The sequence below is a fragment of the Stenotrophomonas sp. genome (assembly GCF_036662295.1).
GTDB lineage: Bacteria > Pseudomonadota > Gammaproteobacteria > Xanthomonadales > Xanthomonadaceae > Stenotrophomonas.
In genome coordinates, this window is the sequence record NZ_JAVWXA010000048.1 from 1 (window position 1) to 21762 (window position 21762).

General features: G+C 69.6%; 16 protein-coding genes. 13 read left to right on the forward strand and 3 right to left on the reverse strand.

Annotated features, from left to right (window positions below):
- Positions 1-247: 247 nt before the first annotated feature.
- The gene (locus RSA25_RS11050) at positions 248-2668 is read right to left on the reverse strand and encodes a penicillin-binding protein 1A (protein ID WP_332808935.1); all 2421 of its coding nucleotides are present in this window, start codon (positions 2666-2668) and stop codon (positions 248-250) included.
- Positions 2669-2891: 223 nt separating this feature from the next.
- Between RSA25_RS11050 and RSA25_RS11055 the strand changes: the two genes are divergently transcribed.
- The 13 genes from RSA25_RS11055 to tkt all read left to right on the forward strand — a co-directional run bounded on the left by RSA25_RS11055 (position 2892) and on the right by tkt (position 19046).
- Positions 2892-3950 carry a pilus assembly protein PilM gene (locus tag RSA25_RS11055; protein ID WP_038686523.1) on the forward strand — a complete coding sequence of 353 codons (1059 nt, stop codon included), beginning with the start codon at positions 2892-2894 and terminating at the stop codon, positions 3948-3950.
- Positions 3950-4768, forward strand: coding sequence for a PilN domain-containing protein (locus RSA25_RS11060; protein ID WP_332808936.1), 819 nt, complete (start codon positions 3950-3952; stop codon positions 4766-4768). Before RSA25_RS11055 ends, RSA25_RS11060 begins: the two co-directional genes overlap by 1 nt.
- Positions 4765-5460 (forward strand): type 4a pilus biogenesis protein PilO, encoded by a 696-nt coding sequence (pilO, locus tag RSA25_RS11065; protein WP_332808937.1) that lies wholly within the window; start codon positions 4765-4767, stop codon positions 5458-5460. The genes RSA25_RS11060 and pilO overlap by 4 nt, the downstream gene beginning before the upstream one ends.
- Before the next feature lie 8 nt (positions 5461-5468).
- A complete protein-coding gene (locus tag RSA25_RS11070; RefSeq protein WP_332808957.1) occupies positions 5469-5990 on the forward strand; it encodes a pilus assembly protein PilP in 522 nt (173 codons plus the stop codon).
- A 20-nt stretch (positions 5991-6010) separates the two neighbouring features.
- On the forward strand, positions 6011-7978 hold the full coding sequence (locus RSA25_RS11075; protein ID WP_332808938.1) for a type IV pilus secretin PilQ family protein: 1968 nt from the start codon (positions 6011-6013) through the stop codon (positions 7976-7978).
- 139 nt (positions 7979-8117) lie between these two features.
- Positions 8118-9152 carry a MoxR family ATPase gene (locus RSA25_RS11080; RefSeq protein ID WP_332808939.1) on the forward strand — a complete coding sequence of 345 codons (1035 nt, stop codon included), beginning with the start codon at positions 8118-8120 and terminating at the stop codon, positions 9150-9152.
- A gap of 5 nt (positions 9153-9157) precedes the next feature.
- The gene (locus RSA25_RS11085) at positions 9158-10084 is read left to right on the forward strand and encodes a DUF58 domain-containing protein (RefSeq protein ID WP_332808940.1); all 927 of its coding nucleotides are present in this window, start codon (positions 9158-9160) and stop codon (positions 10082-10084) included.
- Positions 10081-10542 (forward strand): DUF4381 family protein, encoded by a 462-nt coding sequence (locus RSA25_RS11090; RefSeq protein ID WP_332808941.1) that lies wholly within the window; start codon positions 10081-10083, stop codon positions 10540-10542. Before RSA25_RS11085 ends, RSA25_RS11090 begins: the two co-directional genes overlap by 4 nt.
- A 23-nt stretch (positions 10543-10565) precedes the next feature.
- Complete coding sequence (locus RSA25_RS11095) at positions 10566-11570, forward strand: VWA domain-containing protein (protein ID WP_332808958.1); 1005 nt, start codon at positions 10566-10568, stop codon at positions 11568-11570.
- The gene (locus RSA25_RS11100; protein ID WP_332808942.1) at positions 11567-13321 is read left to right on the forward strand and encodes a VWA domain-containing protein; all 1755 of its coding nucleotides are present in this window, start codon (positions 11567-11569) and stop codon (positions 13319-13321) included. Before RSA25_RS11095 ends, RSA25_RS11100 begins: the two co-directional genes overlap by 4 nt.
- Positions 13318-15015 (forward strand): BatD family protein, encoded by a 1698-nt coding sequence (locus RSA25_RS11105; protein WP_332808943.1) that lies wholly within the window; start codon positions 13318-13320, stop codon positions 15013-15015. Before RSA25_RS11100 ends, RSA25_RS11105 begins: the two co-directional genes overlap by 4 nt.
- Before the next feature lie 66 nt (positions 15016-15081).
- The gene (locus tag RSA25_RS11110; RefSeq protein ID WP_332808944.1) at positions 15082-16404 is read left to right on the forward strand and encodes a dicarboxylate/amino acid:cation symporter; all 1323 of its coding nucleotides are present in this window, start codon (positions 15082-15084) and stop codon (positions 16402-16404) included.
- Positions 16405-17036: 632 nt separating this feature from the next.
- Positions 17037-19046, forward strand: coding sequence for a transketolase (tkt, locus tag RSA25_RS11115; protein WP_332808945.1), 2010 nt, complete (start codon positions 17037-17039; stop codon positions 19044-19046).
- A gap of 105 nt (positions 19047-19151) precedes the next feature.
- Here tkt and RSA25_RS11120 read toward each other — a convergent pair whose 3' ends face one another.
- Positions 19152-19724, reverse strand: a complete 573-nt coding sequence (locus tag RSA25_RS11120) for an NADAR family protein (protein WP_332808946.1) — start codon at positions 19722-19724, stop codon at positions 19152-19154.
- A gap of 76 nt (positions 19725-19800) precedes the next feature.
- Entirely contained in the window at positions 19801-21759 is a 1959-nt protein-coding gene (locus RSA25_RS11125) for an acetyl-CoA hydrolase/transferase C-terminal domain-containing protein (RefSeq protein WP_332808947.1), read from the reverse strand.
- Positions 21760-21762 lie beyond the last annotated feature (3 nt).

Here is a 21762-nt window from a genome sequence, read left to right on the forward strand (position 1 = left end):
CCCAGGGGGGGCTGCGCGCAAGCCCTCCCGCCGGTAGAGCCACCCCATGGGTGGCTGCGCGTAACGCCGGACCGAAGAGCAGCCACCCTTGGGGTGGCTCTACCACCGAATTCAATCGCCCGGACGTGACCACCGTCATACCAGCGCATCCGATCGCCCTGGACGTGACCACCGGTCGCACAAAAAAAGGCCGGGCAATGCCCGGCCTGTGTCCGTCCGCCGCGCCGGGGCGTGCCCGGCGCATGGGTCAGAAGATGTCGAAGGCGGCGTCGTCGGCCTGCGGGGTATGGGCCTCGAAGCTGAAGTCTTCGATCTTGTCCATGTCTTCCACCTTGACCCACTCGGTGGCGCCGTTGAGCGAGGCCTGGACCATGCCCGAGGGCGGGTCGTTCTTGGCCACCGGGGTGTCCTTGAGCGCCACGCGCATGTAGTCGATCCAGATCGGCAGGGCCGCCTTGCCGCCGTATTCGCGGTAGCCCAGCGAGCGGAAGTCGTCGCGGCCCACCCACACGGTGGTGGCATAGGGCCCGCCGAAGCCGGAGAACCAGGCGTCGCGGTGGTCATTGGTGGAACCGGTCTTGCCGCCCACGTCTTCGCGGCCCAGTATCTTGGCCGCGGTGCCGGTGCCGCGCTGGACCACGTCGCGCATCATCGAGACCAGCTGGTAGGCCGTGCGTGCATCGATCGCGCGCGGGGCGACCTTGCCATCCGGGTTGACGGGCTTCGGGGCTTCCGCCGGGGTCGGCGCGGCGGCCGTGGCAGCCGGCGCAGGCGCGGCGGCCGCACCGAAGTTGAAGCCATCCACCACCTGGCTGACCGGGGCGCCGCCGCTGGTGCCGGCGCAGTCGCGGCAGGCCATGGCCGGGTTTTCCTTGAACACCACGTTGCCGTCGCGGTCGGTCACCTGGTCGATCACCCAGGTGTCCACGCGCGAGCCGCCGTTGGCGAACACGGCATAGCCGCGCGCCACCGACAGCGGGGTGAGCGAGGCGGTGCCCAGCGACATCGACAGGTTGGGCGGCAGCTCGGCCTCGGCGAAGCCGAACTCGCTGATGTACTTGCGCGCGTAGTCCACGCCCATGCCGTCCAGCAGGCGCACCGAGACCAGGTTGCGCGACTGCACCAGCGCCTCGCGCAGGCGCATCGGGCCACGGAAGCCGCCGCCGTCGTTCTGCGGCGACCAGGTCTTGCCGCGGCGGTCGCGGAACACCACCGGGGCGTCGAGCACGATCGAGGCCGGGTTGAAGCCCTTGTCGAAGGCCGCCGCATAGATGAACGGCTTGAAGCTCGAGCCGGGCTGGCGGCGGGCCTGGGTGGCGCGGTTGAACTTGTTGCCGGAGAAGCTGAAACCGCCCACCAGGGCCTTCAGCGCACCGCTCTCGGCATCCAGCGAGACCAGCGCGGACTGGCCGCGCGGGATCTGGTCGATCAGCCACTCGCCTTCCTTCTCGCCAGCCCGCACGCGCACCAGGTCGCCACGGGTCAGCAGGGTGGCCGGGCTCTTGTTGACCCAGCGGCTGGCTGCCACCGGCAGCACCAGCTCGTTGCGGTTGGCCAGCACCACGGTGGCGCTGCCGTCGGCGGCGGTGGAGGCCACGATGGCCGGCAGCAGCCCGGACTGGGCCGGAATGCCGACCAGCTTGGCCGCCAGCGCCTTGGCATCGGCGTCGGCCGGCACCTCGAAGTGCTGCTCCACCCCGTGCCAGCCGTGGCGGTGGTCGTAGACCCGCAGGCCATCGCGCACGGCGATGTTGGCCGCGGTCTGCAGCTCGGCGTTGATGGTGGTGGTGACGTGGTAGCCCTTGTTGACCACGTCCCCGCCGAAGCGGGCGATCATCTCCTGGCGGACCAGCTCGGCCACGTACGGGGCGTCCACCTGCACCGGCGGCTCATGCGCGCTGGCGTGCATCGGCACCGCCTTGGCGGCGTCGGCCTCGGCCTGGCTGATGAAGCCCAGGCTGGCCATGCGCTGCAGCACGTAGAAGTCGCGGCGCTCGCGGGCGCGCTCGGGGTTGCTGATCGGGTTGCCCGAGGAGGGGAACTTGGGGATGCCGGCCAGCGAGGCCATCTCGTCCAGGTCCAGCTCGCCCAGCTTCTTGCCGTAGTAGAACTCGGCCGCCGCGGCCACGCCGTAGGCGCGGTTGCCGAAGAAACTCTTGTTCAGGTACAGCTCGAAGATCTCGTCCTTGCTCAGCTCGGACTCGATCTTGCGCGCCAGCAGGATCTCGGCCAGCTTGCGGGTGTAGCTGTATTCGGAGCTCAGGAAGAACTGGCGGGCCACCTGCTGGGTGATGGTCGAACCGCCCGGCACCCGCTTGTCGTTGGTGGTGGCCAGCAGCCAGACCGCGCGGCCGATGCCCTTGTAGTCCACCCCGCCATGCTCGTAGAACCGGGCATCCTCGGTGGCCAGGAAGGCCTGCTTGAGACGCTCGGGCACCTCCTTCATGGTGATCGGGACGCGCCGCGACTCGCCGAACACGGCCATCAGCTTGCCATCGCTGGCATAGACGTACATGGGCTCCTGCATCTCGATGTCGCGCAGGGTCTGCACGTCCGGGAGCTTGGAGGAAACAGCGTAGTAGAGGCCACCTGCGACGGCGGCGCCGATCAGGCCCAGGACCAGGAAGGCGACCAGCAACCAGCGCAGCCAGCGGCGAAAGCGTGTCATCAGTGACAGATTCCGATTGCGAATTTCGTGGCCGCAGAGTATAGATTACGCAAGGGAACGGCTGGGGCCGTTCCTGGGGAGAGCAGGTCGATCATCGTTTGGGGACGTGTGAAACGTGTCGCAGTGCACGTTTTGCCGCGAACGGTTGCGCTTTGCTAAAAAAACGTTATTAATGCGCGGGCGCAGGTTCTGCGTCCAAGTGCCCGTCGGCAGGGGAGAAACCGTGGGGCTTATCCCAAAAAGCCAGTCGCCGCTTATTGGCGTCGACATCAGCTCGACTGCAGTAAAGCTCTTGCAGCTTTCCCGCAGTGGCAATCGTTTCCGCGTGGAACATTACGCTGTGGAACCACTTCCGCCGAATGCGGTGGTGGAGAAGAACATCGTAGAGGTCGAGGCCGTCGGTGAAGCTATCCGACGTGCCGTGAACCGTTCCGGTACCAAGGCCCGGCACGCTGCCGCGGCTGTGGCCGGTTCGGCGGTGATCACCAAACTGATCCCGATGCCGGCCGACCTGGACGAGAACGACATGGAAGCCCAGGTCGAACTCGAAGCGGTCAACTACATCCCGTACCCGATCGAGGAAGTGAACCTCGACTTCGAAGTGCTGGGCGCCATCCCCAACAACCCGGAAATGGTCCAGGTGCTGTTGGCGGCGTCGCGGTCGGAGAACGTGGAGCTGCGCCAGTCGGCGCTGGAACTGGGCGGCCTGACCGCCAGGGTCATGGACGTGGAGGCCTTCGCGGTCGAAAACGCCTTTGCCCTGGTCGCCAGCGAGCTGCCCATCGCCAGCGATGGCGTGGTCGCCCTGGTGGACATCGGGGCCACCATGACCACCCTGAACGTCCTGCGCGGCGGCCGTAGCCTCTACAGCCGCGAGCAGGTGTTCGGCGGCAAGCAGTTGACCGACGAAGTGATGCGCCGCTATGGCCTCACCTACGAGGAAGCCGGCCTGGCCAAGCGCCAGGGCGGGCTGCCGGAAAGTTACGAGATGGAAGTGCTGGAGCCGTTCAAGGAAGCCACGGTCCAGCAGATCAGCCGCCTGCTGCAGTTCTTCTACGCCGGTAGCGAGTTCAACCGCGTGGATCACATCGTGCTGGCCGGCGGGTGCGCGGCGCTGGCCGGGCTGCCGGAGATGGTGGAGGAACAGCTGGGCGTGGCCACCGTGGTGGCCAATCCGCTGGCACAGATGACGCTGGGTCCGAAGGTGCAGGCGCATGCCCTGGCCCAGGACGCGCCGGCGCTGATGATTGCCACCGGTCTGGCGCTGAGGAGCTTCGACTGATGGCAAGAATCAATCTACTGCCGTGGCGCGCCGAGCGGCGCAAGCAGCGCCAGCGCGACTTCTACGGCATGCTGGGCTTTGCCGCCATCGGTGGCGTGCTGCTGTCGTTGATGATCTGGTTCTACTACGACCGTCAGGTCAGCGGGCAGGGGGAGCGCAACAGCTTCCTGACCGCCGAGATCGCCAAGGTCAAGGAGCAGAACAAGGAGATCGACCGCCTTGACCGCCAGAAGGACCGCCTGCTGGCGCGCAAGAAGGTGATCGAGGAACTGCAGTCCAAGCGCTCGCAGATGGTCCACCTGTTCGACGCGCTGGTGCGCACCATCCCCGACGGGGTGGTGTTGACCGCGCTGAAGCAGGAAGGGGACATCCTCACCCTGGAAGGCCGCACCCAGTCCAATGCCCGGGTCAGCGCGTACATGCGCAACCTGGAAAGCTCCGGCTGGATGAGCAAGCCGGAACTGTCGGTGATCGAGGCCAAGAAGCCGGACCAGAAGGCGGGCAGCGTGGGTCCGGTGACGGACATCAGCGCCCTGCCGTACATGTTCGTGGTCAAGGTGACGTTGCCGGCGCAGAGCGCACCGGTGGACGGCGTGGGTCCGGATGGCAGCGTGGTCCCGGCCGGCACCGCCGACCCGGCAGCGGCACCGGTGGCACCGTTGTCGCCGGCACCGGCAGGCGCTCCGGCACCGGCCGCCGCCCCGGCAGCGACCGATCCGGCCGCCGCGCCGGGCAAGCCGTCCGGCAGCCGTCTCGCCCCGCCCGCCGCACCGGCACAACCGGCTGCGTCCAGTACGCCGCAGAAGGGGGCCGCATGAGCCAGAAGATCAACCTCAAAGAGCTGGACTTCAACAACATCGGCAACTGGCCGCAGAAGGCCAAGGTGGTGTTCTGCGTGCTGCTGTCGGCGCTGATCGTGCTGCTGGCCTGGTTTGCCCTGATCAGCGGCAAGCGCGAACAGCTGCAGGGCCTGGAACGCACCGAAGTCGGCCTGCGTGCCGAGTTCGAGAAGGAACAGGGCCGCGCGGTCAACCTGGAGCCGCTCAAGCAGCAGCTCCTCCAGATGGAGCAGGTGCTGCAGCAGATGCTGCGCCAGCTGCCCAGCAAGACCGAAATGCCGGACCTGATCATCGACATCTCGCAGACCGCGCTGTCCAGCGGGCTGGTCAATGAGCTGTTCCAGCCCGGTGCCGAGCAGCCAAAGGAGTTCTACGCCGAGAAGCCGATCGCCCTGCGCATGGTGGGCAGCTACCACCAGTTCGGTGCCTTCGTCAGCGGCGTGGCCTCGTTGCCGCGCGTGGTCATCCTGACCATGCACGACATCAACCTGAAGCCCAAGGATCCCAAGACCGGCATCACCGCGCGCAGCGGTGCGCTGGAGCTGTCGGGCACGGTCAAGACCTACCGCTACCTGGACGAGCTTGAGATGGAAGCGCAGGAAAAGGCGGCCGCCGCCAAAGAAGCCAAAGACGCCAAGGGCAAGAAGTCCCGGTCCGGAGGCAAGAAATGAGCCTGGGAATGACCGCTAGGATCTGTGGGCTGCTGTTGCTGGCATTGCTGGCCGGTTGCGCGCGCGGGGTGAGCAGCACCCCGGGCGATGCGCCGAACCTGACCAAGTGGGTGGAGGACGTGCGCGCACGCCCGGCGCCGCCGCTGGAACCACTGCCGGTGATGCAGCAGTTCGAAACGTTTGAGTATTCCGCGCAGGGAATGCGCGATCCGTTCACCGACGCCTGGACCAATCCACAGGGCGGCTCGGGGCTTCGTCCCGATCCGAACCGTCGCAAGGAGCCGCTGGAAGCCTTCCCGCTGGATGCCTTGGACATGGTGGGTTCGATCGGCAACGGGGGCGGGCTGGTCGCGCTGGTGATGGCGCCGGACAAGGTCACCTATCGGGTGCGTCCAGGCGTGTACATGGGGCAGAGCGACGGCCGCGTGACCGGGGTCTTCGAAGACCGGATCGAACTGATTGAACTGGTGCCGGATGGCGCGGGCGGCTGGCTGGAACGGCCTGCTTCGCTTGCGCTTGAAGATCAATGATTGATTATGGGGATAGCACGATGACCTTTTCCAATGCCATGCGGCAGCGTCCCAACCGGCGCCCGAAGCTGATCCACCTGTGCGCGCTGGGAGTCGCGCTCATGGTGGCCAATGGCACGCTGCTGGCGGCAACGCCGGCGGCAGCACCCACGCCGGCCGCCGCGGCACCGGCCACCGCGCCGGCCTCGCTGTCGGTGTCCAAGATCGACTTCAAGCGCAGTGAAGACGGCGCGGGCCGGTTGATCCTGAAGTTCGACGGCCAGGGCGCCAGCCCGGACCTGCGAACCCAGGGCAACAACGTGGTCATCGACGTGGGCAACGTCCGCCTGCCGGAGAACCTGCAGAAGTCGATCAACGTGACCGACTTCGCCACGCCGGTGCAGCGCATCGATCCCAAGCCCTATGGCGGCGGCACCCAGCTGGTGCTCAACACCAACACCGCGTTCGAGTCGCTGGCCTACCAGACCGGCAACGAATACGTGGTGGAGATCAGCCCGCGCAAGGAAGCCCCGGCCACCGGCGCGATCAACGCCACCACGGTGACCCAGGCGGCAGCCGCCGTCGGCCAGCGCGGTTACAGTGGCAAGCCGGTGACCTTCAACTTCCAGGACGTGCCGGTGCGCACGGTGCTGCAGTTGATCGCCGAGGAGTCCAATCTCAACGTCGTGGCCTCCGACAGCGTCGAAGGCAACGTCACCCTGCGCCTGGTCAACGTGCCGTGGGACCAGGCGCTGGACATCGTGCTGCGGGCCAAGGGCCTGGACAAGCGTCGCGAAGGCGGCGTGGTGTGGGTCGCCCCGCAGCCGGAGCTGGCCAAGTTCGAGCAGGACAAGGAAGACGCGCGCATCGCGATCGAGAACCGCGAAGACCTGGTGACCGATTACATCCAGATCAACTACCACAACGCCGTGCAGATCTTCAAAGCCCTCACCGAAGCCAAGGGCATCGGCGGCGGCGGTGGTGGTGGTGCCGGTGGTGGCAGCAGCTCGCAGGAAGACAGCGGGTTCCTGTCCTCGCGCGGTCGCATCGTGGCCGACGAGCGCACCAACACGCTCATGATCAGCGACATCCCCAAGAAGCTGGCGCGCATGCGCGAGCTGATCAACGTCATCGACCGCCCGGTCGACCAGGTGCTGATCGAAAGCCGCATCGTGATCGCCACCGATACCTTCGCCCGCGAGCTGGGTGCGAAGTTCGGCATCAGCGGCAGCCGCGACAACGCCTACTTCAGCGGCAACCTGGCGGCCAATGCGGCCACCCGGCAGTCGCAGGTGGATTCGCAGAACGAGTACGCCAAGGCGGTGAACGAGTGGATCGCCGGTGGCAGCACCGGGCCGGCCCCGGTGCGCACCCCGTCCTCGATCACCCGTGGCCTGAACTGGAACCTGCCGGTGGCCGCGGCCAGCAACCCCGGTTCGCTGGCACTGTCCATCCTCAACGCCGGTTACCTGCTGGACGTGGAGCTGTCGGCCATGCAGCAGGAATCGCGTGGTGAAGTGATCTCCAACCCGCGCGTGGTCACCACCAACCAGCGTGAAGCCACCATCAAGCAGGGTAAGGAAATCGGCTACGTCACCATCAGCGGTGGCGGCGGCGTGGGCACGGTGGCCACCCCGAACGTGCAGTTCAAGGAAGTGCTGCTGGAACTGAAGGTCACCCCCACCATCACCAACGACAACCGCGTGTTCCTGAACATGGCGGTCAAGAAGGATGAAGTGGAGAGCTACATCGTGCTGGAAGGCTACGGCCAGGTCCCGACCATCAACCGCCGCGAAGTGAACACCGCGGTGCTGGTGGAAGACGGCCAGACGGTGGTCATCGGCGGCGTGTACGAGTTCACCGACCGCAACAGCGTCAACAAGGTGCCGTTCCTGGGCGATGTGCCCTTCCTGGGCAATCTGTTCAAGAAGCGCAGCCGCAACAAGGACAAGGCCGAACTGCTGGTCTTCGTCACCCCGAAGGTGCTGCGCGTGGCCCGCACCAACTGAGGTCGGCGCACCGCCTGCAGCGAAAGGGCCGCCTCGTGCGGCCCTTTTCGCGTTCAGGCAATCTTGATCCCGCAGCGGGGTCTGCCCTGCCATCATGTCGATGGAACCTTGCGCACCTCGCGCAGGTCACATGGACGCCATGAACCTGCCTCCCCCGATGCCCACCGACGATACCCACGCCCCGGCTGCCGCCGACATCGCCCACGACCGCCTGCACGATGGCTTCCGCGCGCTGCGCGATGCCCTCTCGGCCGAGATCGTCGGCCAGGCCGCGCTGGTCGACCGCCTGCTGATCGCCCTGCTGGCCGATGGCCACCTGCTGGTCGAAGGCGCGCCCGGCCTGGCCAAGACCACCGCGATCCGCGCCCTGGCCGCCCGCCTGGAAGCGGATTTCTCGCGCGTGCAGTTCACCCCCGACCTGCTCCCGGCCGACCTCACCGGCACCGAGATCTGGCGCCCGCAGGAAGGGCGCTTCGAGTTCGTGCCCGGCCCGATCTTCCACCCGATCCTGCTGGCCGATGAAATCAACCGGGCCCCGGCCAAGGTGCAGTCGGCGCTGCTGGAGGCGATGGGCGAGCGCCAGGTCACCGTGGGCCGGCACACCTATGCATTGCCGGCGTTGTTCCTGGTGATGGCCACGCAGAACCCGATCGAGCAGGAGGGCACCTTCCCGTTGCCCGAAGCGCAGCTGGATCGTTTCCTGATGCACGTGCGCATCGGCTACCCCGACTCGGATGCCGAGGCGGAGATCCTGCGCCTGGCCCGCGAGCGCGCGCGCGATGCGCTTGGCCCGCCGCCGCCGGCGCCGCCGCGGATGCCGCTGCAGGACGTGTTCGACGCGCGCAAGGCGGTGCTGTCGCTGCACATGGCCCCGGCACTGGAACGCTACCTGATCGAGATCGTATTGGCCTCGCGCGATGCCAGCCGCTACGACCCGGCCCTGGGCCGGCGGATCGCCTGGGGCGCCAGTCCGCGCGGGTCGATCGCGCTGGAGCGCTGCGCGCGTGCGCGCGCCTGGCTGGCCGGCCGCGATTTCGTCACCCCCGACGACGTGCGCAGCGTGGCACCGGACGTGCTGCGCCATCGCGTGCTGCCCAGCTACGAAGCCACGGCCGAAGGCTGGGAAGGCGACCGCCTGGTGGCCGAACTGCTGGCCCGCGTGCCGGCCCCCTGACCGCGATGCGATCGGACCGGGACACCACCGCCGGGGCGGCCGAGGGCGATGGCCTGCAGCCCCGCCTGGCCGAGCTGGTGGCGCTGCGGCGCAACGCGCACCGGTTGGCGCCGGCCCGGCGTGGCCGGCTTGGCCATGCCGGCAGCGCGCCGGCGCCAATGCGCGGGCGTGGCATGGAGTACGCCGAATCCCGCGAATACGTGGCCGGTGACGATGCGCGCCACATCGACTGGCGCGTCACCGCGCGCACCGGCCGCGCGCACACCAAGTTGTTCCAGGCCGAGCGCGAGCGCCTGACGCTGCTGGTCGCCGATACCCACCCGGTGCTGTATTTCGGCACCCGGGTCCGCTTCAAGTCGGTGCAGGCCGCGCGCGTCGGCGCGATCGCGGCGTGGCTGGCACAGCGGCAGGGCGATCGCCTGGCCGCCCTGCGGGGCAGTGCGCTGGAGGCGCCCCTGCCGCCGGCCGGTGGCACCCGTGGCGTGCTGCGCGTGCTGGACGCGTTGACCCGCTGGTACGCGCAGCCGCCGGCCGAGGATGCCGGCCTGGACCGCGCGCTCGAACAGGCCGCGCGCCTGCTGCGCCCCGGCGCGCGCGTGGTGGTGCTGGCCGACCCTGCCCAGGCCGCGTCGATCACGCCGTCGCGCTGGACCGCGCTGGCCATGCATCACGAGGTGGTGGTGATGCTGCTGGTGGACCCGCTGGAACTGGCGCCGCCCTCGGCACCGCTGGCCTTCCTCTCCGAAGGTCGGCGCGTGCTGCTCGACCTGGACCGCGCCGCCGTGCGCGAGCATTGGCGTGACCGCTTCGTGGCACCGCTGGAGGCGCTGCAGACCCGTCTGGCGGCGCGCCGCATCCAGGTGCACGTGGTGGCCACCGATGACGCCAGCGACTGCTGGTTGAGCCCGATGCCGTCGGCGGTGGTGGCATGACCGCGCCCACGGCGCTGCCGCTGCGCGATGTGCACCTGCCGCCTGCGCCATCGGTGTGGCCGCCCGCGCCGGGCTGGTGGCTGGTGGCGCTCGCGCTGCTGGCGCTGATCCTGCTGTGGTGGGCCTGGCGGGCGCGAGCCCGGCGCCGCGAGCAGCGCTGGATGCGCACCTTCGACGAGGCGCTGGCGCAGGCGCAGACCCCGGTCGAACAGGTGGCGGCCATCGCCGCGCTGCTGCGCCGGGCCGCGCGCGCACGCCGCCCCGGTGCCGAACTGCTGCAGGGCCCGGCGTGGCTGGCCTTCCTGGATGCCCCCGGCAGCCGTGCCTTCTCCGAAGGCGATGGCCGCTTGTTGCTGGACGGCGGCTACCGCCCACAGGTGGACCCCGAAGCGGTACAGCGCCTGCGGGTGCTGGCCCGGGCCCGTTTCCTGGCGCTGGTCGCCGGGCGGCGCCGATGATCGCGCTGGCGCTGCCGCAGGACATGCTGAGTGGCTGGCCAAGCTGGCTGTCCTGGTTGGCGCTGTTGGCCTGGCCGTGGATGCTGGCCGCGTTGCCGCTGCCCGTGCTGATGCTGGCCTGGCCCCGCCGCGTTGCCAACACCGCCGCCCTGCGGGTGCCGTACGCGGCTGCGCAGTTGCAGGCGCTGGGCGCAGGCGGCGCGGGGCGCAGCTTCGGCGTGGGCCGCCTGCTGCTGTGGCTGGCCTGGGCATGCCTGTGCCTGGCCGCCGCGCGGCCACAGGAGCTTGGCGAGGCGGTCAGCCCGCCGCAGCAGGGGCGACAGATGATGCTCGCCGTGGACGTGTCCGGCAGCATGCGCGAGCCGGACATGATGCTCGGCCACCAGCTGGTGGAACGCCTGACCGCGGCCAAGGCGGTGCTGGCCGACTTCCTGGATCGCCGCGCCGGCGACCGCGTGGGCCTGCTGATCTTCGGCGAGCGCGCCTACACCCTCACCCCGTTGACCAGCGACCTGGCCAGCGTGCGCCAGCAACTGGGCGACAGCGTGGTTGGCCTGGCCGGCAGCGAGACCGCCATCGGCGATGCGATCGCGCTGGCGGTCAAGCGCCTGCGCGAACAACCCAAGGGCCAGCGCGTGCTGATCCTGCTCACCGACGGCATCAGCAACGCCGGGGCGCTGGAGCCGCTGCGCGCGGCCGAGCTGGCCAAGGCCGAGGACGTGCGCGTGTACACCGTGGCCTTCGGGGGCGACGGCGGCTTCAGCATGTTCGGGATGCGGATAGCCGCCGGCGACGATCCGGTCGATGAGGCCACCCTGCAGAAGATCGCCACGTTGACCGGCGGGCGCGCGTTCCGGGCGCGCAATACCGATGAGCTGGCCGGCATCTATGCCGAGCTGCAGCGGCTGGAACCGGTCACCTCGGCCGGCCCGGCGGTGCGCCCGCGCATCGAGCGCTATGCCTGGCCGCTGGCGCTGGCCGTCCTCCTGGCCGCACTGGCCTGGCTGCTGCCGAGGCGCTGGGCATGAGCGCGGCCTGGACTGCCCTGCACCTGGTGCGCCCGCATGCGTTGTGGGCGTTGCTGGCGCTGCCGCTGATCGCCGCGCTGTGGTACTGGCGCCGCCGCCGTGGCACGGCCTGGCAGGGCGCGGTGGATGCGCACCTGCTGCGCCACCTGCTGGTGGCGGGCGGGCAGCGCGCGTGGGGCGGGCTGGTCCTGCTGCTGCTTGGCTGGACCCTGGCGGTGCTGGCCCTGGCCGGCCCGAGCTGGCGCCAGGTGGCCCAGCCGCTGTGGCAGTCACCATCGCCGCTGGTGGTGGCCCTGGACCTGTCTTCGCGGGTGACCGCGACCGACCTGCCGCCGTCGCGCCTGCTGCAGGCGCGGGCCAAGCTGGCCACCCTGCTGCGCGAGCGCCAGGGCGGGGAAGTGGCGCTGCTGGTCTACGCCGATGATGCCTACACCGTGGCGCCGCTGACCGCCGATACCGCCAACGTGGCGCTGTACCTGGATGCGCTGGGCCCGGACGTGATGCCGCGTGACGGCCAGCGCGCCGAGCGCGCGCTGGACGCGGCGGTCTTGCTGCTGCAGCAGTCCGGCGCGCGTGGCGGCGACATCCTGCTGATCACCGACCGCGCCGATGCCGCGGCCAGCAGCGCGGCGCGGGCCGCGCGCGGGCAGGGCTTCAAGGTCTCGGTGCTGGGCCTGGGCACGCCGGCCGGTGCGGCGTTCCGCAGCGGTGACGGCCAGATCGACCAGGCCCGGCTGGAGGAGGCGCCGCTGCGTGCGCTGGCCAGCGATGGTGGCGGCACCTATGCGCGCATTGCCAGCGACGATGCCGACCTCAAGCAACTGGGCGTGCTGACGCCGGGCGTCAGCCAGGACGACCGCCAGGACGGCAACGGGCTGGCCTGGCGCGACGAAGGGTTCTGGTTGTTGCCGCCGCTGATGCTGCTGGCCTTGTGGGCGTTCCGCCGGCGCAGCATGGCCATGGCACTGCTGCTGTGCACCACGCTGCCGCTGGCGCTGCCCGCGCCGGCGCAGGCCGCCGAGGGCGGTTGGTGGCAGCGCGCCGACCAGGCCGACCAGCAGCGGCTCGCGGCCGGCGTGGCGGCCTACCGCACGGGTGATTTCAAGGCGGCCCAGCAGCAGTTCGACGGCATCGACAGCGCCATCGGCCAGTACAACCTCGGCAATGCGCTGGCCCGTCAGGGCCAATACGACGCCGCCATCGCGGCCTACGACAAGGCGCTGAAACAGGCGCCGGGCATGGCCGATGCGGTCGCCAACCGTGCCGCGGTGGACGCGGCGCGCAAGCGCAAGCCGCCGCCCTCGCCGCAGGACCCGCAGGGGCCGCCACAGGCATCGCCGTCTGCCGGGCAGGACGGGAAGTCGGGCCAGTCAGGGCAGTCCGGCCAGCCAGGGCAGCCCTCACCCGGCCAGGCGGGCAAGCCGGAGAACGGCCAGGCACCGCCGTCATCGCCGGGCAAGCCGGAGCAGGGCCAGGGCCAGGGCCAGGCCAACCCAGCCGACGCGGCCGCGCAGGCGCAGGCCGATGCCGCCCAGCGCCAGCAGATGCAGCAGGCCCTGCAACGCCAGGGCCAGCCCGGCAAGGACGGGCAGGCCACCGCGGCCCAGCGCCAGGCCGCCGAAACCCCGCAGCAGCGTGAGCAGCGCCAGGCCGTGGAGGCCTGGATGCGCCGGGTGCCCGACGACCCGGGCAGCCTGTTGCGGGCCAAGTTCCAACTGGAAAACGAACGCAGGAAACGGGAAGGACGATGAGCATCCACACCACCACGCAACGCTGGTTGCAGATCGGCGGCTGGCTGCTGCTGGCGCTGGTGGGCACGGCGCAGGCCCAGACCCGCGCCTGGCTGGACCGCGCCCAGATCAGCGATGCCGAAACGGTCACCCTGAGCATCGAGAGCGATGCCGGCGGCACGCCCGATTACGCGCCGCTGCGCACCGACTTCGACCTCAGCGCGCAGACCAGCAGCCGCCAGATGCAGTGGGGCAGCGGTGGCAGCAGCGCGCGCAACCGGTTCTCGGTGGTGCTGGCGCCGCGCCGCGCCGGCACGTTGCTGATCCCGGCGTTGCAGGTCGGTGCGCAGCGCACCGCGCCGCTGCAGCTGCAGGTGGCGGCGGGCAGCGACGCAGCGGCCGTGCCCGGCAATGCCGCGGTGTTCATGCAGACCGAGGTGGACGATGCCACGCCCTACGTGCAGCAGAGCGTGGGCGTGGTCGTGCGCCTGTTCTACGCCTCGCAGCTGGTCTCCGGCGAGCTGGTGCTGGACGCGCCCGACGGCGCCTCGCTGCAGCGGGTGGGCGAGGACCGCAGCCTGGTGCGCGAGGTCAACGGCCGCCGCTACAACCTGGTGGAGCGGCGCTTCCTGCTGATCCCCGAACGCAGCGGGCCGCTGCAGTTGCCGGCGGCGCAGTTCAGCGGGCGCGCGGCCGGTGGCTTCTTCGACGACATGTTCGGCGGCGGCGACGGGCGGCTGCGCGCCAGTGCCCCGGCGCGCACCCTGCAGGTGCAGCCGCAACCGGCCGACGCGCCCCAGCCCTGGCTGCCGCTGCACGACCTGCGCCTGCGCTACACCCTCGCGCCCAGCACGGCACGCGCCGGCGAGGCGGCCACGGTGGTGGTGGAGGCGGTTGCCGACGGCGCTACCCGTGCCCAGTTCACCGACCTGCCGACGCTGTCGGCGGGCCCGGACGCACAGGTGTTCGCCGAGCCGGCCCAGTATGACGAGACCTTCAGCGCGGGCACCCCGCAGCTGAAGATGACCCGGCGCTACGCGATCGTGCCCCGTGTCCCCGGCACCCTGCAGGTGCCCGGGCCGCGCATGCCGTGGTGGGACGTCAAGGCCGGGCAGGCCCGCGAGGCCCGCCTGCCCGACCTGACCCTGGCCGTGGCGGCCGGCAGCGCCGGCACGCCCCCGGCCACGCCGCCGCCGGTGGATACCGGCTCGCCGCTGCCGGGCCAGGCGCCGGCCGTGTCCAACGCGCTGCCTTTCGCGCCGGCCGCGGCCACGGCGCGCCCGTGGGGCTGGATCGCCACGGCGGCCGGGTTTGCCCTGCTATGGCTGCTCACGCTGGCGTGGGGCTGGCACCGCGCGCGGCGGCGCGGCGCCCCCACACCGGCGACCGACGGCGTGGCGGCCCTGCCGGTGGCCTCGATCTCCCGCGCCGAGCTGCGCCGGGCGATGGAGAGCCAGGGCCTGGATGAGATCATCGCGCTGCTGGCGACGATGGGTGGGGTGCAGGGGCTGGACGCGCTGCTGGCGCGGCTGGCCGACCCGGCCCAGCGCGAGGCGCTGCTGACCATGCAGCGGGCGCGCTGGTCGGCCGACGGCGGCGACATGGTGGCCGCGCGGCAGGCCGTGCGCCGCGCCTTCCATGACGGACCGCACTGGCAGCCGCTGCCCGCGGCGGAGAACAATGGCCTGGCGCCGCTCTATCCCGTTCGATCCTGAGCCGCCGCCTGGCCGGCACGACCGGCTTTGCTAAGCTGATTTCACTTATTACAGGAAAGCCGTTACATGACTGAGGCTGCTGCGACCCGCAAGAAACTGCCCCTGCACTGGAAAATGGGCATTGGCTTCGCGCTGGGCCTGGTGCTTGGCCTGATCGTCCACGCCGCCGGACCGGGCGTGCCGGGCCTGACCGCGTTCGCCAAGGGCGTGATGGCCTGGGTGACCACGCCGCTGTCGGGGCTGTTCCTCAACCTGATCTTCATGCTGATCGTGCCGCTGATCTTCTCGGCGCTGATCATGGGCGTGTCGGAGATGGGCGACATCCGTGCGCTGGGCCGGATCGGCTGGAAGACGCTGGCCTACACGGTGCTGCTGTCGGGCATCGCGGTGGCCATCGGCCTGGTGCTGGTGAACGTGCTCAAGCCGGGCGCCGGCGTGGACCCGCAGGTGGCCGCGCAGATGCTCTCGGAGAACGCCGAGCGCAGCAAGGAGATCGTCGCCGGCATCCATGAAACGCCCAAGGGCATGGACATGCTGCTGTCCATCGTGCCCAGCAACGTGCTGCAGGCGGCCTCGGACAACGGCGCGATCCTGTCGCTGATGTTCTTCGCGCTGATGTTCGGCATCGGCATGGTGCTCAGCGACGAGGAGAAGGTGGCCCCGCTGCGCCGCGCGGTGGAAGGCGTGTTCGAAGTCTCGATGACGCTGATCAACCTGGTGATCCGGCTGGCGCCGTATGCGGTGGCCTGCTTCATGTTCAACCTGGCGGCGTTGTTCGGGTTCGACCTGATCATCCGGCTGGGGGCCTACGTGGGCGTGGTGGTGCTGGCGCTGGGGCTGCACATGGTGGTGACCTATGGCACGGCGGTGTGGCTGTCCGGGCGCTCGCCGCTGTCGTTCTTCCGCGATACCCAGGAGGCCACGGTGATGGCCTTCTCCACGGCTTCCAGCAACGCCACGCTGCCCACCGCGCTGCGGGTGGCCGACCAGATGGGGCTGCCGCAGAAGGTGTCGCGCTTCGTGCTGACGGTGGGCGCGACGGCGAACCAGAACGGGACGGCGCTGTTCGAGGGCGTGACGGTGATCTTCCTGGCGCAGTTCTTCGGCGTGGACCTGAGCATCGGCCAGCAGATCATGGTGATGGCGGTGTGCATCCTGGGCGGGATCGGCACCGCCGGTGTGCCGTCGGGCTCGCTGCCGGTGGTGGCGATGATCTGCGCCATGGTGGGGGTGAACCCGCTGGGGATCGGCCTGATCCTGGGCGTGAACCACTTCCTGGACATGTGCCGCACGGCGCTGAACGTCACCGGCGACCTGGCCCTGACCACGCTGGTGGCCAAGGGCGAGACCGACGACAGCCCGGTGCCGGTGCAGGTCAGCCGCGACTGACCACCCGGCGGGCGCGGACCGCCGCGCATCCGCTTGCAGAACGCCTCGGTTCCGTCAGGAATCGGGGCGTTCTTTTTTTACGAGCAATGGTGGGGAAGAGATGCGGCTTCGATGGGGTGGCACGCGCGCGTCCGGGCCCCTCCGCGACCGGCAGGCACCTGGCGCAAATGTCCCCCGGCCGCCAGCGCTGCCTCCTCCTTTATTTTGCCCAAGTGCCTGCCGGCCGCGGAGGGGCTGGCTTGCGGCAGGCAAAGATCGACGTGCCTCCGTCGGCGCCTAGGCCCGGCGGATAGGGGTGGGGTGCGCGTCGCCGCCTTCGATGAGAACAACCATCGACATCCGCTCTTGCATACCGCAAGCCGTGCCCCTTGGCGGCCGGCAGGCCCTTGGCAAAATAAAGGAGGAGGTCGCCGCAGGCGGCCGGGGGACACCGCACAAGGGTCCCCCGGCCGCCAAGGGGCCCCGGACGCGCGCGCCATGCCCAAACGAGGCGGCCCCCCACGTGAACACCACAGCACCCGCACAGCGCGATTTTCATTCAGAAAGCCGACGCACGGCCTGACCCCGCTGGAGGTCTGTGGGACAATGGCGCGCCCGCACGTTCGCGGCCGCCTCCCGATTCCGACAGAACCATGACGCAGCCTACCCGCCGCCAGTTGGCCAACGCCATCCGCTTCCTTGCCGCTGATGCGGTCGAAACTGCCAAGTCCGGGCATCCCGGCATGCCGATGGGCATGGCCGATATCGCCGAGGTCCTCTGGAACGATTATCTCCGTCACAACCCCAACAACCCCAAGTGGTTCAACCGCGACCGCTTCGTGCTCTCCAACGGCCACGGCTCGATGCTGCAGTACGCCCTGCTGCACCTGAGCGGCTACGACCTGCCCATCGAACAGCTCAAGCAGTTCCGCCAGCTGGGCAGCAAGACCGCCGGCCATCCCGAGCACCATGAAACTCCCGGCGTGGAAACCACCACCGGCCCGCTCGGCCAGGGCCTGGCCAACGCCGTCGGCTTTGCGCTTGCCGAAAAGCTGCTTGCCCAGCGCTACAACCGCCCCGAGCACGAGATCGTGGACCACCGCACCTGGGTGTTCCTGGGCGATGGCTGCCTGATGGAAGGCGTCTCCCACGAAGCCGCCTCGCTGGCCGGCACCTGGGGCCTGGGCAAGCTGGTCTGCTTCTGGGATGACAACCACATCTCCATCGACGGCAACACCGAAGGCTGGTTCACCGACAACACCCCCGAGCGTTTCGAAGCCTATGGCTGGAACGTGGTGCGCGGCGTCGACGGCCACGATCCGGACAGCATCAAGGCCGCCATCGACAGCGCCCTGGGCCAGTTCGACAAGCCCACCCTGATCTGCTGCCGCACCACCATCGGTTTCGGCTCGCCGGGCAAGGCCGGCAAGGAATCCAGCCACGGCGCACCGCTGGGCAAGGACGAGCTCGAGGCTACCCGCAAGCAGCTGGGCTGGAACTACGGCCCGTTCGAGATCCCCGAGGAGATCTACGCCGGCTGGCGTGCCGGTGGTACCGGCACCCTGCGCCAGGCCGAGTGGGAACAGCAGTTCGACAAGTATGCCAAGCAGTTCCCGGCCGAAGCCGATGAACTGACCCGCCGTTCGCACGGCGAGCTGCCGGAAGACTTCATCGCCCAGGCCGATGCCTACATCGCCAAGGTGCAGGAAGAAGGCCAGACCATCGCTTCGCGCAAGGCCTCGCAGCTGGCCATCGAAGCCTTCGCGCCGCTGCTGCCGGAACTGATCGGTGGCTCGGCCGACCTGGCCCATTCCAACCTGACCCTGTGGAAGGCCAGCAAGTCGGTCGCCACCGACGACCCCAACGCCAACTACGTGTACTACGGCGTGCGCGAGTTCGGCATGACCGCCATCGCCAATGGCCTGGCCCTGCACGGTGGCTTCATTCCCTTCGACGCCACCTTCCTGGTCTTCAGCGATTACGCCCGCAACGGCGTGCGCATGAGCGCGCTGATCCCGGCCCATGCCATCCACGTGTACACCCACGACTCGATCGGCCTCGGCGAAGACGGCCCCACCCACCAGCCGGTGGAGCACCTGGCCTCGCTGCGCTACATCCCCAACAACGATGTGTGGCGCCCGTGCGATGCGGTGGAATCGGCGGTCAGCTGGAAGGCGGCCATCACCCGTACCGACGGCCCGAGCTGCCTGGTGTTCAGCCGCCAGAACCTGCCGCACCAGCCGCGCGATGCTGCGCAGGTTGCCCAGATCGCGCGCGGTGGCTACGTGCTGGCCGACGCCGAAGGCGGCGTGCCGGACGTGATCCTGATCGGGACCGGCTCCGAAGTGGGCCTGGCCGTGGCCGCCAAGGCAGAGCTGGACGCGGCGGGGATCAAGGCCCGCGTGGTGTCCATGCCGTCCACCGATGTGTTCGAGCGCCAGGATGCGGCTTACCGCGAGTCCGTGCTGCCCAACGCCGTGCGCAACCGCGTGGCCGTGGAAGCCGGCGTGACCGGCTTCTGGCGCCAGTACGTGGGCCTGGACGGTGCGGTGATCGGTATCGACACCTTCGGTGCGTCGGCGCCGGCCGAGGCGCTGTACAAGCACTTCGGCATCACCACCGAGGCGGTGGTGGCGGCCGCCAAGGCGATGTCGGCCAACTGATTGCCATCAGCCGCCGGGCCTGGCCCGGCGGTGCGGCGATCGCCCGCCAAGCCCTCTAGCAACACCGCAGAAGGCCGGGGATTTCCCCGGCCTTCTGCATTGCTGTCAGGCGGGCGAGCGGTGCTCGCCCAGCAGGCGTGCGCGGACCTCCATCAGCGCAAACCCCAGCAGGTTCAATCCGCGCCAGTTCGCCGGCACCTGCACGTCGGGGTCATCCTTGGCCAGGCCGATGCCCCAGATGAAATCCACCGGGCTGGTTTCCACCAGCACCTGGCCGGCGGTGGCGCGCAGGAAATCGCCCAGCGCGGCGTTCTGGCTGAACTTGGCCATGTTGCCGTCCACCACCAGCGCGTAGCGCGCCTGGGTCCAGCGCGCTTCATCGAAACCGACGATCTTGCGGCCCATGGCCTTGGCCTTGTCGGGCGTGCGCGCGGCCAGCACCTCCGCCAGGATGGCGGTGTCGCCGAACAGACGCGCCTTGCCGGCCATCATGTAGTGCTCGGCGGTGGGGTAGTACTGGCCGTCGATGCTGAAGCCGGCGTCATACCACTGGCTGAAGCACGAGGAGGACACGCCGGTGCGCGGTGGCTGATGGCCCCAGAAGCACAGATAGCGCAACGGTTCGCCGGCCGCGGCACGGCGCTGCAGGTCGAGCAGGAAACGGGAATCGTCTGTCATGCGCACAGGATAACGCACGCATACAGCGCGCCCGGCCTGCGCGTGCAGCGCGCCGGCCGGGTACATCCTGTGGGCGTCAGGCCGTGGCCGTTCGCGCCAGCGCCAGCCGCAGCAGCCGCGCCTGGATGCGATCGCCGAGATCTTTCGGTGCGTCCAGGCCCATGCGCTGCAGGTACACGGCATCGCCATCGCCGGCCGGCTGGGCCAGCGCGGCCAGCACCGTGCGCAGCGTGCTGCCGCGGGTCTGGGTGTGCTGCTTGAGCCAGCCCAGCGCCTTGACCAGGTGCTGCTCGACCTCGGTGAAGTCACTGCCCAGCGGGTAGTCCGGCAACAGGCCGGACTGCCGGAACGGGGCCAGCGCCGCGCTGACCGCCGCGGCCGTGTTGCGCCGTTGCCAGTGCTCGGGCGCGGCAAAGGCGGTATCGAGTTTCTTCGACACCTTGGCCGTCTGCAGCAGCCCCGCCTGGAAGGCGGCATCGGTGATCGCGGCCATGCCGATCACGCAGTCCTCGTCGGTGAGGTTGCGCAGGTCGGCGATGCCGTACTCGTTGATGTAGATGTCGCGCAGGTGGCGCGGGATGGTGGCGTGGCCGTAGTTCCAGCGCACGTTGGATTGCAGCTGGCCCTTGTCCTCGCGCACCGCGCGGAACATCAACGCGCTGCGCGCCTCGGGCAGCGCATGCGCCATCGCCACGAAGTTGTACTGGCCGCCCACGCCGGAGACCACGCGGCCGTCCTCCAGCGCATCGGACACCGCCGCGCCCAGCGCGGTGGCGATCATGCACGAATTGAAGAAGCGCGCATGGCGTCGCTGCAGGCGCTCCAGCACCTCGTTGCCACCGTACAGCTGGTTGATCTCGCTGATCCGGCGCATGCCGATCGCGCGGCGCTCGTCGTCGGGCAGGTCACGCAGCCACTGGTAGAACTCCGGCGAGCCCAGGTAGAACGCGCCATGCAGGTATTCGCCTTCGGCGGCGAGGGTGGCGTGGTCGATGGTGAGCGTGCTGCCGTTCTCGATGCGCTGCATCAGCGCCACGTCATCGTGCACCTTGCGCCGGATCACGCCGGTCTGCACCAGCCGGCGGAAGCCTTCGTTGAGCATTTCGCTGCAGCCGTACAGGCCCACTTCGAACGGCGCCAGGCCACCGCACTCGAGCACCGTGGGGTGGCTGGCCAGGGTGGGGTCGAGTGCATGCAGCAGCTGGCGGTAGCGTGCGTTGTCGGTGTGACGCAGCACCAGCGCGTGGCTGATCGCATCGGCCAGGGTGCCGATGCCGATCTGCAGCGTGCCGCCGTCGCGCACCAGCGCACTGGCATACAGGCCGATGGCGTAGTCGGCGTCGCTGACCGGCTGGCGCGGCAGCCCGAACAGCGCCGGGTAGGGCGGCGGCGGGCTGATCACCAGGTCGAAGAAGCTCACATCCACCGTGGCCGAGCCGGCCAGGTAGGGCAGCTGCGGGTCGATCTCGGCGATCATCAGCGGCCGCGGCAACCCGCGCGCGACCATGGCATCGAGGGTGTCCTGGGTGATGTCGTTGTTGCACGACAGCGACAGCCGCCGGTCATCCGGGCGCACCGCCACCTTCTGCACGATCGCGTGCGGCGCGCGCTGGGCCACCGCATCGGCGGCATGGGTGTAGTTGAGGCTGGTGTAGGCGCGCTGGGCCTGCGAGGACCCCAGCAGCGCGCCGGACTGCATGTAGAACTCCTCCACCTGCACGTGCGCGGGCAGGCGGTCGCGGGCCACGGCATCGGCATAGGCCAGGCGCGGGAAATCCTCGCCGAAATGACGCGCGGCGAACGGGGCCATGAAGCGCGCTTCCAGCCCGTTGCCGGCCGCCTTGTGCGGATTCAACGACAACGCGGTGTAGATCTGCAGCGGCCGCGACGGATCGTTTTCCACCCGGGCATACAGGGCATTGAGCAGCCGGTGCGGCTTGCCCAGCGCCAACGGTGCGCCGATGCGCAACGGGCCATCGACGCGTTGCAGCAGCCAGTCGATCGCGGCGTCGAGGTCGGTGAGGTGTTCGGTCATCCA